13 protein-coding genes are annotated in these 12,800 nt (G+C 71.8%); 10 read left to right on the top strand and 3 right to left on the bottom strand.

Annotation, left to right across the window (positions count from 1 at the left end; translation table 11 throughout):
- The first annotated feature begins 219 nt into the window (after positions 1–219).
- The 4 genes from lipB to ACFC0Z_RS22080 all read left to right on the top strand — a co-directional run bounded on the left by lipB (position 220) and on the right by ACFC0Z_RS22080 (position 3,295).
- A complete protein-coding gene (gene lipB, locus ACFC0Z_RS22095; protein ID WP_376440528.1) occupies positions 220–1,032 on the top strand; it encodes a lipoyl(octanoyl) transferase LipB in 813 nt (270 codons plus the stop codon).
- Between the two features lie 125 nt (positions 1,033–1,157).
- Complete coding sequence (lipA, locus tag ACFC0Z_RS22090) at positions 1,158–2,126, top strand: lipoyl synthase (protein WP_376440525.1); 969 nt, start codon at positions 1,158–1,160, stop codon at positions 2,124–2,126.
- A gap of 235 nt (positions 2,127–2,361) precedes the next feature.
- On the top strand, positions 2,362–2,580 hold the full coding sequence (locus tag ACFC0Z_RS22085; protein WP_376440522.1) for a hypothetical protein: 219 nt from the start codon (positions 2,362–2,364) through the stop codon (positions 2,578–2,580).
- 10 nt (positions 2,581–2,590) lie between these two features.
- Entirely contained in the window at positions 2,591–3,295 is a 705-nt protein-coding gene (locus ACFC0Z_RS22080) for a DUF4191 domain-containing protein (protein WP_360802265.1), read from the top strand.
- A 74-nt stretch (positions 3,296–3,369) separates the two neighbouring features.
- On the opposite strand, the gene ACFC0Z_RS22075 is transcribed toward ACFC0Z_RS22080, so the two are convergent.
- A complete protein-coding gene (locus tag ACFC0Z_RS22075) occupies positions 3,370–3,837 on the bottom strand; it encodes an RDD family protein (RefSeq protein WP_376440519.1) in 468 nt (155 codons plus the stop codon).
- 234 nt (positions 3,838–4,071) lie between these two features.
- On the opposite strand from ACFC0Z_RS22075, the gene glnA reads away from it, so the two are divergent.
- The gene (gene glnA, locus ACFC0Z_RS22070; protein WP_360802271.1) at positions 4,072–5,496 is read left to right on the top strand and encodes a type I glutamate--ammonia ligase; all 1,425 of its coding nucleotides are present in this window, start codon (positions 4,072–4,074) and stop codon (positions 5,494–5,496) included.
- A gap of 84 nt (positions 5,497–5,580) precedes the next feature.
- Here glnA and ACFC0Z_RS22065 read toward each other — a convergent pair whose 3' ends face one another.
- Complete coding sequence (locus tag ACFC0Z_RS22065; protein ID WP_376440516.1) at positions 5,581–6,933, bottom strand: thioester domain-containing protein; 1,353 nt, start codon at positions 6,931–6,933, stop codon at positions 5,581–5,583.
- Positions 6,934–7,455: 522 nt separating this feature from the next.
- Here ACFC0Z_RS22065 and ACFC0Z_RS22060 point away from each other — a divergent pair.
- From ACFC0Z_RS22060 to ACFC0Z_RS22050, 3 genes are all read left to right on the top strand, one after another.
- Positions 7,456–8,430: a helix-turn-helix transcriptional regulator gene (locus tag ACFC0Z_RS22060; RefSeq protein ID WP_376440513.1), complete on the top strand. Its 975-nt coding sequence runs from the start codon at positions 7,456–7,458 to the stop codon at positions 8,428–8,430.
- A gap of 181 nt (positions 8,431–8,611) precedes the next feature.
- Complete coding sequence (locus ACFC0Z_RS22055) at positions 8,612–9,337, top strand: tRNA-dependent cyclodipeptide synthase (protein ID WP_376440510.1); 726 nt, start codon at positions 8,612–8,614, stop codon at positions 9,335–9,337.
- Complete coding sequence (locus ACFC0Z_RS22050) at positions 9,334–10,530, top strand: cytochrome P450 (protein ID WP_376440507.1); 1,197 nt, start codon at positions 9,334–9,336, stop codon at positions 10,528–10,530. Before ACFC0Z_RS22055 ends, ACFC0Z_RS22050 begins: the two co-directional genes overlap by 4 nt.
- Positions 10,531–10,591: 61 nt before the next feature.
- On the opposite strand, the gene ACFC0Z_RS22045 is transcribed toward ACFC0Z_RS22050, so the two are convergent.
- Positions 10,592–10,867 (bottom strand): hypothetical protein, encoded by a 276-nt coding sequence (locus ACFC0Z_RS22045; RefSeq protein WP_360802282.1) that lies wholly within the window; start codon positions 10,865–10,867, stop codon positions 10,592–10,594.
- A 148-nt stretch (positions 10,868–11,015) separates the two neighbouring features.
- Here ACFC0Z_RS22045 and ACFC0Z_RS22040 point away from each other — a divergent pair, with 148 nt between their 5' ends.
- Complete coding sequence (locus tag ACFC0Z_RS22040) at positions 11,016–11,375, top strand: arsenate reductase family protein (RefSeq protein WP_376440503.1); 360 nt, start codon at positions 11,016–11,018, stop codon at positions 11,373–11,375.
- A gap of 5 nt (positions 11,376–11,380) precedes the next feature.
- Complete coding sequence (locus ACFC0Z_RS22035; RefSeq protein ID WP_376440500.1) at positions 11,381–12,793, top strand: PLP-dependent aminotransferase family protein; 1,413 nt, start codon at positions 11,381–11,383, stop codon at positions 12,791–12,793.
- Positions 12,794–12,800: the final 7 nt, after the last annotated feature.

Here is a 12,800-nt window from a genome sequence, read left to right as displayed (position 1 = left end):
ATTTAGCGGTCCCGACCGCCCTTACCGCCACCTTCGCCCCACATTCATCCGATCGTGTGAGGATTGACGGCATCGCTGACGTAGGCCTCCCCGTCAACCTGCCGGAGGGGTGCCCGGCGCGCCGCCGTACAGTGGCATGGGCGTGAATGACGCATGGTGCCGCACCGGCCCGGGACGACCCCCGGGGACCGGCCCCGGCATCCAGGAGGAGGCATGGCCGTGAGTGAGCTGCGATTCGTCCGCCTGGGGTTCGGCGAGGAAGCCGTCGAGTACCAGGAGGCGTGGGACAAGCAGCGCGAGGTGCACGCCGCCCGCTTCGCCGACGAGACCCCCGACACCTGTCTGCTTCTCGAGCACCCCCCGGTCTACACGGCGGGACGGCGTACGGCGGAGAGCGAGCGCCCGCTGGACGGAACGCCGGTCGTCGACGTGGACCGCGGCGGCAAGATCACCTGGCACGGTCCGGGCCAGCTGGTCGGCTACCCGATCCTGAAGCTGCCCCGCCCGGTGGACGTCGTCGCGCACGTCCGCCGCCTGGAGGACGCCCTGATCCGTACCGCCGCCGAGTTCGGCGTGGAGACCTCCCGGGTCGAGGGGCGCAGCGGTGTGTGGGTTCTCGGCGACCCGGTCGAGCAGCGGCCTTCCTTCGGCGGGCTGAACCTGGACTTCGACCCCCGTCTCACGGACGAGGAGTTCGACCCGCGCCTGAACGGGCCCGAGTACGCGCCGTCCAACGCCGGCCAGCGCCGCGAGGACCGCAAGCTCGCCGCGATCGGCATCCGGGTCGCCAAGGGCGTCACGATGCACGGCTTCGCGCTGAACGTGAACCCGGACAACGCGTGGTTCGACCGGATCATCCCCTGCGGCATCCGGGACGCGGGCGTCACCTCGCTCGCCAACGAACTCGGCCGCGATCTCACGATCGCGGAGGTGCTGCCGGTGGTGGAACGCCACCTGCGGGACGTCCTGGAGCACGCGGAGCTCAAGCCGCGCGAGATCGAGCGTCCGGCGACGGAACCCGCCGCCGTCTGAGGACGAAGGCACGCGGTCCGCGAGGAATGCGTGGCGCTGGCCAGAGGTTGGCCAGACGTAGTAAGGCATGGGAAGCAACGGCGTACCCTGGTGTGCGCCGAAGAATCGAAGCTACAGGAGCCGATGTGTCCGCAGTCGCCCCCGACGGACGCAAGATGCTGCGCCTGGAGGTCCGGAACGCCGAGACCCCCATCGAGCGCAAGCCCGAGTGGATCAAGACCCGCGCGAAGATGGGTCCGGAGTACACGAAGATGCAGAGCCTCGTGAAGAGCGAGGGCCTGCACACGGTCTGCCAGGAGGCGGGCTGTCCCAACATCTTCGAGTGCTGGGAGGACCGCGAGGCCACCTTCCTCATCGGCGGTGACCAGTGCACCCGGCGCTGCGACTTCTGCCAGATCGACACGGGCAAGCCCGAGGCGCTCGACCGCGACGAGCCCCGTCGCGTCGGCGAGTCGGTCGTCACGATGGACCTGAACTACGCCACCATCACCGGCGTCGCGCGCGACGACCTGGAGGACGGCGGCGCCTGGCTGTACGCGGAGACCGTCCGCCAGATCCACCAGCAGACTGCGGACCGCGCCGAGGGCCGGACGAAGGTCGAGCTCCTCGCCCCCGACTTCAACGCGGTGCCGGAGCTCCTCAAGGAGGTCTTCGACTCGCGCCCCGAGGTCTTCGCGCACAACGTCGAGACCGTCCCCCGCATCTTCAAGCGGATCCGCCCCGGCTTCCGCTACGAGCGCTCCCTCGACGTCATCACCCAGGCCCGTGACTACGGTCTGGTCACGAAGTCGAACCTGATCCTCGGCATGGGCGAGACCCGCGAGGAGGTCAGCGAGGCGCTCCGGCAGCTGCACGAGGCGGGCTGCGAGCTCATCACGATCACCCAGTACCTGCGCCCCTCCGTCCGGCACCACCCCGTCGAGCGCTGGGTGAAGCCGCAGGAGTTCGTGGAGCTGAAGGACGAGGCCGACGCGATCGGCTTCTCCGGTGTGATGTCGGGCCCGCTGGTCCGCTCCTCGTACCGCGCCGGCCGCCTCTTCCAGCAGGCGATCGAGAAGCGCGGCACGGTCGACAACGCCACGCAGGCCGTCTGACCGCGCCCCGGCGCCTCGTGAACACCACGCGGCTCGTACGCCTCCGCAGGTCAGCGGAGGGGTACGGGCCGCGTCGCCGTCTCCGGGCACCCCTGTCCCGTACGACACGCCGGGGCGGAACCCCTGATCACCGCATCAACGTTTCATCAGTGTTTGACCCTCGGGTCACGCCCTGGTAACACCGATCGGTGAGCCTGGTTTCACTCACCGCCACCGTCCACGGGAGGACCCCGCCATGCCGGCCGCATCGACGCACCATGTCCGCGTCAGCGCGATCCCGTCCGTCACCGACGCCCTGCGGGCGGTGGAGGCCCTGCTGCTCGGCGGCGGCCAGCGCACCGCCCGCCGCAACGCCTGGACCTCCGTCCTGGAGGACCGGCGACACGCGAGGGACCGGGTCGAGGCCCTGCATGTGATGGAGGCCGCGTCGGGCCGCGCCTCGCGGGCCACGTAAACTTCAGGACATGGCGAGGAAGGCAAACACGAGCAGCGCTGACGCTGCGAACCAGGGGCGACTCAAGCAGATCGCCCTCACGTACAAGATGACCCGGAAGGCCGACCCGAAGGTCGGACTTGTCGTCGCTGGCGTGGGCATCGGCGTACTCGGTGTCCTCCTCGCGATCGGCTTCCTCATCGGCCACCCGGTCTACCTGGGCATCCTGGGCTTCGTCCTGGCGCTGCTCGCGGCGGCCATCGTGTTCGGGCGGCGCGCCGAGCGCGCGGCCTTCGCGCAGATGGAGGGCCAGCCGGGTGCGGCGGCGGCGGTGCTGCAGAACGTCGGGCGCGGCTGGACGACGACCCCCGCGGTCGCGATGAACCGCAGCCAGGACGTCGTGCACCGCGCGGTTGGCCGGGCCGGCATCGTGCTCGTCGCGGAGGGCAACCCGAACCGGGTGAAGTCCCTGCTCGCGGCCGAGAAGAAGCGCATGAGCCGCGTCGTGGTGGACGTGCCGGTGCACGACATCATCGTCGGCGACGGCGAGGGCCAGGTGCCGCTGAAGAAGGTCCGTACGACCATGCTCAAGATGCCCCGCGTGCTCACCGGCCCGCAGGTGACCGCGGCCAACGACCGGCTTCGGGCCATGGGTGACCTCATGTCCAACATGCCCCTCCCTAAGGGTCCGATGCCCAAGGGCATGCGGATGCCGCGCGGCGGAAAGATGCGCTGACCCCCGACGACACGTACGGCGAAGGCCCCGGACCGAGGAAACGGTCCGGGGCCTTCGCCGTACGCGCGTCCCGCTCAGATGCGGACCTGGACGGCTCCGGAGAGGCGGTCGTGGAGGCCGCGGCCGTCGCGGTCCCAGATGAGGGCCGGGATGGCGAGGCAGACGAGCGCGGAGCGGAGCACCACGCGCAGGATGCCGAGGCGGCCGCCGTTCACCGAGACGACCCCCAGGCCGAAGAGGCGCTTGCCGGGCGTCGAGCCGACGGTGCCGACCGTCAGGACGCTCACGACGAAGAGGAGCGCCAGGGCCCAGTTGCCGGTGGCCTGGGTGTAGCTGTCGGTGATGAGGCCGTATGCGATCAGCAGGCAGAGGGCCCAGTCGACGGCGAGAGCGCCGAGCCGGCGTCCGGGGCGGGCGATCGACCCGGGACCCTCCTCGGGGAGTCCCAGCTGCTGACCCCGGTATCCGAAGTCCACGCCTGCTTGCTCCGCCGCGGCACGGGGGCCGGAGAGCCACGATCCGAGTGCTTGCCTGTTGTCCACCCGACCACGGTACTGTGCCCGGTTTTGATCACTTCGGCCCGGGTAGGCGAGCGGGCGCCGCGCCGGTGTCGGATCGAGGAACGTCACCGGCTCCGGTTAACTTGGACGAAACAATTGGGTCACGCCGGAGAAATCCCGTCTGCCTATGGTCGGGACCAGCGTGTGCCACCCGCAATGGCCGCACGACCAAGCTGAAACCCCGCCCCTCCCCGGGCCGGGAGTAGGAGGAGTGGGATGTCCCAGACGCACGGGTTCCAGAACGCCGACGAGGTCCAGAAGTTCATCAAGGACAACGACGTCAAGATGGTCGACGTCCGCTTCTGCGACCTTCCGGGTGTGATGCAGCACTTCACGATCCCGGCGACGGCTTTCGACCCGTCCGAGGAGCTCGCGTTCGACGGTTCGTCGATCCGCGGCTTCCAGGCGATCCACGAGTCCGACATGGCGCTCCGTGCCGACCTGTCGACCGCGCGCGTGGACCCCTTCCGCCGCGACAAGACGCTGAACATCAACTTCTTCATCCACGACCCGATCACGGGCGAGGCCTACAGCCGCGACCCGCGGAACATCGCGAAGAAGGCCGAGGCGTACCTCGCCTCCACCGGCATCGCCGACACCGCCTACTTCGGCCCCGAGGCGGAGTTCTACGTCTTCGACTCGGTCCGCTTCGAGACCTCGGCGAACCAGGGCTTCTACCACATCGACTCCGAGGCCGGCGCCTGGAACACCGGTGCGGAGGAGAACAACCGCGGTTACAAGGTCCGCTACAAGGGCGGCTACTTCCCGGCCCCGCCGGTCGACCACTTCGCCGACCTGCGCTCGGAGATGTCCCTGGAGCTGGAGAACGTCGGCCTTCAGGTCGAGCGCCAGCACCACGAGGTCGGCACCGCCGGCCAGGCCGAGATCAACTACAAGTTCAACACGCTGCTGGCCTCGGCCGACGACCTGATGCTGTTCAAGTACATCATCAAGAACGTCGCCTGGCGGAACGGCAAGACCGCGACCTTCATGCCGAAGCCGATCTTCGGCGACAACGGCTCGGGCATGCACGTCCACCAGTCGCTGTGGTCGAACGGCGACCCGCTGTTCTACGACGAGACCGGCTACGCGGGCCTCTCGGACACCGCCCGCTACTACATCGGCGGCATCCTCAAGCACGCCCCGTCGCTGCTCGCCTTCACCAACCCGACGGTGAACTCGTACCACCGCCTGGTCCCGGGCTTCGAGGCGCCGGTCAACATGGTGTACTCGCAGCGCAACCGCTCCGCCGCCATGCGCATCCCGATCACGGGCTCGAACCCGAAGGCCAAGCGCGTCGAGTTCCGCGCGCCGGACCCGTCCTCGAACCCGTACCTCGCCTTCTCGGCGCTGCTCCTCGCGGGCCTCGACGGCATCAAGAACAAGATCGAGCCGGCGGAGCCGATCGACAAGGACCTGTACGAGCTGGCTCCCGAGGAGCACGCCAACGTCCAGCAGGTCCCGACCAACCTCGAGGCCGTCCTCCGCGCCCTGGAGGACGACAACGAGTACCTCCAGGCCGGCGGTGTCTTCACCTCGGACCTCATCGAGACCTGGATCGACTACAAGCGCACCCACGAGATCGCCCCGATCCAGCTGCGCCCGCACCCGCACGAGTTCGAGCTCTACTTCGACCTCTAAAGCGGCACGGCTCACCTGAGCCGCTGAGACACACGTAACGGACCCCGGGTCGGCATCGCGCCGACCCGGGGTCCGCTCGTTTCGTCAGCCCAGAGTGCGGTACCGACGGCGCCATGCGTGGATCAGGACCACGGCGGCGCCGAGCACGACCAGCCCCGCGCCTGACACGGCGACGAACCAGAGCACACCGGAGCTGCCGGTGGAGGCGAGCTCCGAGTCTCCGGCGGCGCCGGTGGCGGCCGGCGCCGAGGGCCCCGCGTCGGCCGAGTGCGTGGCGCCCGGCGTGGCGCCCGGCCTGACGCCGGGGGCGGTCGTGGCCGTCGGCGCGGTCGTCACGCTCGTCGCGGTCGGGGAGACGGACTGGCTCGGGTCCGGGCTCACCGAGCCGCTCGGGTCCGGGCTCACCGAGCCGCTCGGGTCCGGGCTCACCGAGCCGCTCGGGTCGGCCGTGGCCGTTGGCGCGGGTGTGGCCGTGGCCGTAGGCGTGGGCGTGGGCGTGGGCGACGGCGGGATGGCGGCGGTCCAGCTCGCCTTCGTCCGCGCGGTGACCGGAACCCAGTCACCGCTGACCAGAACCAGGGCCTGGCTCTCCGTACTGACCAGCTTGTGGCCCACCGGGACCGGGACGAAGGACATCGCCGAGACGGTCGCGTCGACCTGCCCCGCGTCGGCAGGGGCCTTCACGAACACCGATTCACCGTCCGTCACGGATTCGATCAGCCTGCCGTCGCCGTCCGAGACCACGTTTCCGTACCGGTCGGTCAGCGCCACGCCGGCCGCGACGGCCGCGGGGTCGAGGTAGACGCCGATCTGATCGCCGGTGGAACCGATCGTGATCGGCCCGAGTATCGACCCGGCCCGCCCGGCCACGGTGCCGGGGGCGAGGGCCAGGGAGGGGGCCGGTTCCTCGGTGTCGACGGCGTGGGCCACGAGGTGGTCGGCGAGCTCGGCTCCCGCCGGGTCCCACGGGACCGCCTTGACGTGGTTGGTGAGGCGCCAGATGGCGGCCTGGGTCGCCCCGGCTGCCGCGCCCTTGGAGAGCTCGGCGCCGATCTGCTCGCCGAGCGCCTTCTCGGAGACCATCGGATACCCGTGCCGCAGGATCCAGTCGACCTTCGCCGCGTCCGGGTTGCCCTTCAGCGTGGGCACCTCGGACCGGCCTGCCTCTCGGTAGGCGGCGCCTCGCTTCAGCGCGGTGCCGGCATCGAGGCAGTACGCGAGCAAGGTGGTGCCGTCACTGGTCGTCGTCACCTCGATCAGGCCACCGGGCACCCCGTCGTCCTTGCCCTCGGGCTCCGTGACGTGCGCGATGTAGTCGCTCTCGACGAGCGTGCTCGTCTCGACGGTCAGCCCCCCGTCGACTCCTTCTCCGGCACCGGCGTCCGCCGCGACGGCCGTCGCCGCCGCACCGCTTGCCAGCATGCCGCTCGCGAGCACGCCGATCACCGTAAGGGCCGTGCGTTTCCGCCTCACTGTCGCTCTTCTCCTGGGTGGGTTCGGGGCTCCTGGGCCCCCTTGATCCCGCGCGACGGCCTCGGAGGCGTCACCACGGACCCGACCCAAGCTATGAGCGGGCGGGCCCGGTTCCGGGCCGGAGACGAGGGCACTCCCTGCGGGCCCCGGCCGCAGCTTCCTGCAGGCCGCGCGCTCCCGCCCGTGGGCAGGTCTATGGCCGCATAAGTCCGCCCTATGGGTCGTCTCGCCGGGCAGGGCCCACCGCACCCACCGCGGTACGGACCGGGCGGTGACGAACTCCTCCGGCAGGCGGGCGCTTTGGCGTCGCACCGGCATGCGCCCCGCCGACGCGAGCGGTTCCGAGCCCCTCGGACCGCGGGGTCGGGGCCGGGTCGTTGGTCCTTCCGGGAACGGTCTTAGGTCCCTTGGGGACGCGCCGGACCCGTTGAAGGATCTCCCTCCGGCAGAGGCACCGACAGGAAACCGACAGGAACACGGGTGGACATGGACACGGTGGAAGGCAACACGCTCGCTCCCCTGGGCGTGAGCGCGGGCGAGGAGGCGGTCTACCGGACGACCCTGCGGTCACCGGGGATCGGGATCGCCGCGATCGCCGTCGAGTGCGGGATCGACCGGGAAAGCGCCGGAGCCGCGCTCGGCAGGCTCCAGGACCTCGGCATGGTGGCCACGGCCGATCAGCGGACGTTCAGCGGCGCCGATCCCGCGTCCGTGGTCGACCGGCTGACGCGGCTGCGGATCCACGGGCTCCAGGGCGAGATCCGGCGCGTCGCCTCGTCGCGCCACCTGGTGGAGAGCCTCGCCGAGGACAGGCGGACCGGGAGACGGGGACAGGTCGCCGAGCTGCAGTACGTCGAGGGGCTCGACCAAGTGGTCTCCTGCGTCGACGAGTTGACGTTCTTCTCCCGCGAGGAACGGCTGACCACGCACCCGGGGCCGATCCTCACCGCCGCCTTCGAGGCGGTCAGGAGCTCCGACCTGAAGTACCTGCGCCGGGGCCTGCGGATGCGGACCCTCGTGCACGCCGACGCGCTCGAATCCCCGAAGGTCGGCCGCTTCGTGGCGGAACTGTCGGAGCGGGGCGCCGAGGTGCGGGGGACGGGCGGGCCGCTCGAACGGATGGTGATCTTCGACCGGCGGACCGCCCTGGTGGCGACCGATCCGGCGGACATCACCCAGGGCGCCCTGGTCGTCCGCCAGCCCGGTCTGCTGTCCCATCTCCTGTCGGGCTTCGAATCCCGCTGGTCACGGTCGTACGGGGTCATGGACGACCTGCCGAGCGACACCGAGCTCCGCGTCCTCCGCACCATGGCGCGGACGGACAAGGACGAGGCCGGCGCGCGTGAGCTCCACATGTCCCTCCGGACCTACCGGGGCCACGTCGCCGCGCTCATGCGGCGCCTGGGAGCACCGAACCGCTTCCGGGCCGCGCTGGCCGCCCGGGAACGCAACTGGCTCTGACGGCCGGCCCGTCCTGTGTCCCCCGTACGACGGGCACGCGAAGAGGTGACGAACTCCCACCCCTACCCACGGGTAAGCCGTTCGCTCTCCGCGACTGATCGATAACGTGTGGTCGTCGCCGCCGCCACACCCGGAGCACTGGGCTCCGCTGGGACTAGCTGGCGCGATGAGGACTGCCTACGTGACTCAGGCGGCTTTCGCCCCCGTAGAGACGCTCCGGCTCCAGCCGTACACCGACCACTGCCGTGTCATCGCCGAAGAAGGCGCACACGTGGTCATCGGCGTCTCCCCGGGAAACAGTTATTTCACCGCCCAGCGGCTGCGCGAGCTGACGCGCTGGGGAACGGACCACTTCGACCAGGTCGATCTGGTCTACACCGATCTGCATGTCGCCGACATGTACGAGGCCCTGGGATACGGGCCGGACGAGGCGCGCCGCAAGGCCGTCAAGAACCTCCGGGGGGTGCGGGCGAAGGTCGGCGCCGCCGCGGCGGAGGCCGACCCAGCCGGCTTACGGGTACGGGCCCGCGGCATGTCGGAGTTCCAGGCCCTGCCCGCGTACCGGGAACTGCACCGTCAGGTCCTGGCGGCCGTCGACGGGGATCCGGTGGTGCGCGAGACCTGTGACGCGCTCACCGGGATCTTCCTGGCCGGGAAGCTGACGCCGGGGCAGGAGGCGAGCGCGCTCCAGAAGGACGTGTGCCGGGCGTACATCTGCGCCGAGGTGCCGCTGTTCCTGGACACCCCCGCGATCCTCGGGGTGCCTTCCTCGCTCAACTGCTACCACCAGGCGCTGCCGCTGGCCGACCTGCTCTACGCCCGGGGCACCGGGCTGCGTGCCTCCCGCAACCAGGGGCACGGCATCCTCACGCCCGTCGAAGCCGATGTCGAAGGAGACGCGCGATGACCGCGGTCATGACGAACGAACCGCCCGCCTTCCCCTTCGACTGGGACGGCACCCGGCTGCCCGCCGAGATCGGCGCGCTGCGCGCCGAGCCGGTCCGCAGGGTCCGCACGATCGCCGGTGCCGAGGCCTGGCTGGTCTCCTCGTACGGGCTGTGCAAGCAGGTCCTGGAGGACCCGCGGTTCAGCCTGAAGGACACCTCGGCGCCGGGAGCGCCCCGGCAGTACGCGCTGACGATCCCGCCGCACGTGGTGAACAACATGGGGAACATCACCGGCGCCGGGCTGCGCAAGGCCGTCATGAAGGCCATCAACCCGAAGGCGCCCGGCCTGGAGCAGTGGCTTCGGGCGCGGGCCGCGTCCCTGGTGGACGCGCTGGTCGCCGAGGGGGCGCCCGGGGAGCTGCGGGGCTCCTACGCCGACCCGTACTCGGCGGGGCTGCACTGCCGGATGCTGGGCATCCCCGAGGAGGACGGGCCGCGGCTGCTGCGCAGCCTGGACGTGGCCTTCATGAACGCGCCCCGCGAGATCGAGGCGGCCCGCCTCAACTGGGACCGGGACATCGCCTACATGACCGGGCGCCTGGACGATCCGGCGACGGGCGGGCTGATGGCCGAGCTCGCGGCGCTGCGCGAGGACCCCGAGTACGCGCATCTGACGGACGAGATGCTGGCGACGGTGGGCGTGACCCTGTTCGGGGCCGGGGTGATCTCCACCGCCGGGTTCCTGACCATGGCGCTGGTCTCGGTCCTGACCCGGCCGGACGTCCGGGAGGCCCTGACCGCGGGCGGCCCGGGCGCCGTCGCCGGGGCCATGGACGAACTGCTGCGGGTGAACCTGTCGATCGGCGACGGGCTGCCGCGGATCGCCCTGGAGGACGTACGCCTCGGCGACGTCGAGGTACGGGCCGGTGAGCTGGTCCTCGTACTCGTGGAGGCCGCCAACCACGACCCGGAGCGGTTCCCGGACCCGCTGGCCTTCCGGCCGGGCCGGGAGAACGCCGCCGAGCACCTCTCGTTCGGCGGCGGGGGGCACTACTGCCCGGCGACGGCGCTCGGCAAGCGGCATGCCGAGATCGCCCTGGAGACGCTCCTCGACCGGCTGCCGGAGCTGCGGCTCGCGGTGCCGGTCGAACAGCTGGTGTGGCGCACCAACTTCATGAAGCGGCTGCCCGAACGGCTGCCGGTGGCCTGGTAGCGGCCGGATCCCGGCGCCCCGCGTGTGCTGCCCGGTCGTGTCCGGGCAGCACACCCCGGTGTCAGCGGCCGTAGCGGATCAGGGCGCGGACCATGCGGCAGGTGGTGTCGGACGGCGGGTGGATGCCGATGCCGGCGGCCGTCGTCCTTATCGTCGCGTTCGTGGCCTTCGACGGGACGTAGACCCCCGCGTCGAGCAGGGCGATGGCCAGGCGCATGGCCTTCAGGCGGCGGTTGTGCGTCACGTACCACTCGCGGGGGCGGCCCGCGGGCAGCGGCTTCCTCTGGAGCGGCTTCCAGGCTTCGAGCGACGGCGTCCGGATCACGGCGAGAGCCATGGGCTACCTCCTGGCGAAGGATGGGTGCGGGCCCTCCCCGGGACCCTCACCTTCACCCCTTATTTTAGTGGCCCCCACTGACAATCGCCCCTGGCCAGACAGGGTTTGGGGGGTGGTGGAGGACGGCCTGGGGGGTACCGTGTGGGGCATGGAGATCTGGATCAATCCCGCCTGTTCCAAGTGCCGCAGCGCCCTCACCCTGCTCGACGCGGAGGGCGCCGACTACACCGTCCGCCGCTACCTGGAGGACGTGCCCTCGCCCGACGAGATCCGCGAGGTCCTCGACCGGCTCGGCCTCGAACCGTGGGACATCACCCGGACCCAGGAGGCCGTCGCCAAGGAGCTCGGGCTCAAGGAGTGGCCCAAGGACGCGGAGAACCGCGACCGGTGGATCGAGGCGCTCGCCGGGCACCCCAAGCTGATCCAGCGGCCGATCATCACGGCGGAGGACGGCACCGCCGTCGTGGCGCGGTCGGAGGAGGCCGTACGGGACGCGCTGTCCCGTTGACCGGTGTGACGGACGACGTCGGCGGGCTCGGCGGCCTCGGGGCCGATCTGCATCTGGAGCTCGGCGCGGGCGGCAGCCGCCGCGCCGCGCTGATCCGGGCGCTGCGCGAGGCCGTGCGCGGCGGACGGCTGGCCCCCGGGACGCCCCTGCCGCCGTACCGGTCGCTCGCCGCCGACCTCGGGATCGCCCGGAACACCGTCGCCGACGCGTACGCCGAGCTGGTCGCCGAGGGCTGGCTGACGTCCCGGCAGGGCTCGGGGACGCGGGTGGCCGACAGGGTCGCGGCCCCCGCGCCGGGGCCGGCGCGGCCGGCGGCGCCCGCCCCGCCCCCGTACGACCTCGTCCAGGGCAAGCCGGACCCGAGCGCCTTCCCGCGCGCGGCCTGGCTCGCGGCCTCCCGGCGCGCCCTGACGGCGGCGCCGCACGAGGCCTTCGGGATCGGGGACCCGCAGGGGCGGATCGAACTGCGGCAGGCGCTCGCCGCGTACCTCGCGCGGGTCCGGGGCGTCCGGACGACGCCGGAGCGGATCGTGGTCTGCTCGGGCGCCGCGCACGCGCTGCGGCTGCTCTCGCGCGTCCTCGGCCCGGCGGCGCCGTGGGCCGTCGAGGCGTACGGTCTCCCCTTCCACCGGGGCCTGTTCGGCGAGGCGGGCGTCGGCACGGTGCCGGTGGCCGTCGACGGGGACGGGGCGCGGGTCGCGGAGATCCCGGAGGGCGCGGCGGCCGTGCTCCTCACCCCCGCCCACCAGTTCCCGACCGGCGGGCCGCTGCATCCCGAGCGGCGGGCGGGCGTCCTGGAGTGGGCGCGCGGGTCGGGTGGTCTGGTGGTGGAGGACGACTACGACGGCGAGTTCCGCTACGACCGGCGTCCGGTGGGCGCGGTGCAGGGGCTCGACCCCGAGCGGACGGCCTTCCTCGGCTCCGTCAGCAAGGCCCTCTCCCCCGCCCTGCGCCTCGGCTGGATGTGCCTGCCGGCCGCCCTGGTGGACCCGGTGGTCGCGGCGAAGGGCCTCCGCGAGCCGCACACCCCGGCGACGGAGCAGCTGACGCTCGCGGAGTTCCTGGACTCCGGCGCGTACGACCGGCACGTCCGGCGGATGCGGCAGCGGTACCGCGTCCGCCGCGACCGGCTGACGGCGGTCCTCGCGGAGCACGTCCCGGAGGTACGGGTCACGGGCATCGCCGCCGGCCTGCACGCCGTCCTGGAGCTCCCCGCCGGCACCGAGGCGGCGGCCCTCGCGGCGGCGGCCCGCCACGGACTGGCCGTCGAGGGCCTGGCCTCGTACCGCCACCCCGCCGCGAGCCCCCCGGCCCACCCGGACGGCCTGGTCGTCGGCTACGCGACCCCGCCCGACCGCCTGTACGAGCCGGCGCTCGACGCTCTGTGCGGTGCCTTGAGCGAGGCCTTGTCGCCGTAGGGAGCGT

Origin of the sequence: Streptomyces sp. NPDC056144 (assembly GCF_042264145.1) — a bacterium.
Lineage (GTDB): Bacteria > Actinomycetota > Actinomycetes > Streptomycetales > Streptomycetaceae > Streptomyces.
Note: the sequence above shows the minus strand (reverse complement) of the source record. Positions and strands in the feature narration are given on the sequence as shown.